Annotated in this window: 1 pseudogene; it reads right to left on the bottom strand. The window is 35.8% G+C overall.

The window, feature by feature from the left end:
- Positions 1–262: 262 nt before the first annotated feature.
- Positions 263–1,579: pseudogene (locus KE503_RS14295) on the bottom strand (IS1380 family transposase).
- Positions 1,580–1,669: the final 90 nt, after the last annotated feature.

Raw genomic sequence — 1,669 nt, 5'->3', positions numbered from 1 at the left:
GATTATGAGGCATTAATTGTACAATCTATTGAAGAAAAGAAATATTTAAGATAAAAGACGGATTGCAAAAAATAAAGGTTAATTTATGAAAAATTAACATTAACCTGAATTATTCATGAGCAAATAAATTTGCTTATGGTTTGTAATTACCTTTGTATCTCTTTCAAATACGTTCTATTTTACAAAATACAGTCTAAAAAAGTCAGACTTATCCTGTCAATTTAAAAGAATGTTTTGAAACTGTCAAGGTACAAAGATTTTGTTATTCCAGTTGCTTTAATCCACAAATGTGTTCTAAAGTTTCGTAGAATTCATTTTTATATGGACAATGACTGCACAGCTTAAATGTCAGATATCTTGCAGAACGGACAAGTTTCGCTGCTATTTTTAATAGTTTTAAACGAATTGTATCAACCTGTAGTTTTTGAAAACTTCTTGGAAGTACCAGTCGTCGAAACCAGTTAAATAAGTTATATGCCAGTATACTGATCTGAAGTTTATTCGCATTGACAGTCATACTGTGACTGCTCATGGCTGAACCACTATAGGCATCCATGTGAAATCCGTGTTTTGATTCACGGATAAATGTTTCCATTAAACCTCGTTTACAGTAAAAACAGATCAGATCCTCTGAAGTGCCATCCATGTTTGTCACGACGAAAGTATATAAAAAGTTCATCTGACCTTCTGGCTTTTCTATCTTGCAGACGATCCTTCTTGGATAAAGCCAGCTGTCAGCTTTATAGAAAAATTCGCCATAACTGACGGCATAATCGATCTGATCATGCTTCGTTTTTTCAATCAGTTCGTCTTCTATGAAAGATGCAGCCATACGTAAGCGTCCGTTTTCTTTCATACGAATCGCATAGGATACACCATTGGATTCCAAAGTCTCGTAGATCATAATGTCAGCAAACCCACTGTCGCCTCTGAGATACAGAGGAATATCCGGATAATATCTGTTAAATTCATCCAACAGTAGTTTCAGAAAATCGGTCGTATTTTTTGAAGTATAACTGCTTCCGGCCGAAGACAGGCACTTAGCAGATCACCAGTCAGCCCATCATAGGCAACCAGAGGATGATATCCATAATCTCTGTAATGTGAGTTAAAAGAGTTCTCTTCCTGTGTTCCGAAAGTTGCAAACAGGGTGGAATCGATATCGATCAAAAGATGGTCTGGTCTTTTCCAGGAATAGATCTTTTCTCTTAACTTTTGATGAATGAGCTCAAACTGATACAGGCAGATCTCATCGGTTGATAAAACGAGACATGGTCGGCTGTGATGCAAGAGACCTTTTATTCAGGATGGTTGTAAAGATTGGATCAGATATCAGTTCATCTGCATCATCATCCTGAAAATAACCAGCGATCAGCTGGTAGATCTTCTGGATTGCATTTTTGCTGTCTGTATGTTTTCTGGTCTTATCATCATTGGTGGAGAAATTTTGTTCTAAAAGCTGTTCCAAACCGAGTTTTTGAGCAAACTCATGGATCAAGAGCATGCCAGAATCAGAAGAAAGATCGCCACCATTAAAATTTATATAAATGTCAACATTAAAATGTACATTTTTGATCATTTAAGAATGTACATTTTTGCTATTCTTCCTCTTGATCGGTATATTTTTTTAAGCGATAAGATTTTCCTGTGATATTTACCACATGTGCAT

It is taken from the genome of Anaerostipes sp. Marseille-Q3525 (assembly GCF_018223505.1).
GTDB classification, from domain to species: Bacteria; Bacillota; Clostridia; order Lachnospirales; family Lachnospiraceae; genus Anaerostipes; species Anaerostipes amylophilus.
Note: the sequence above shows the minus strand (reverse complement) of the source record. Positions and strands in the feature narration are given on the sequence as shown.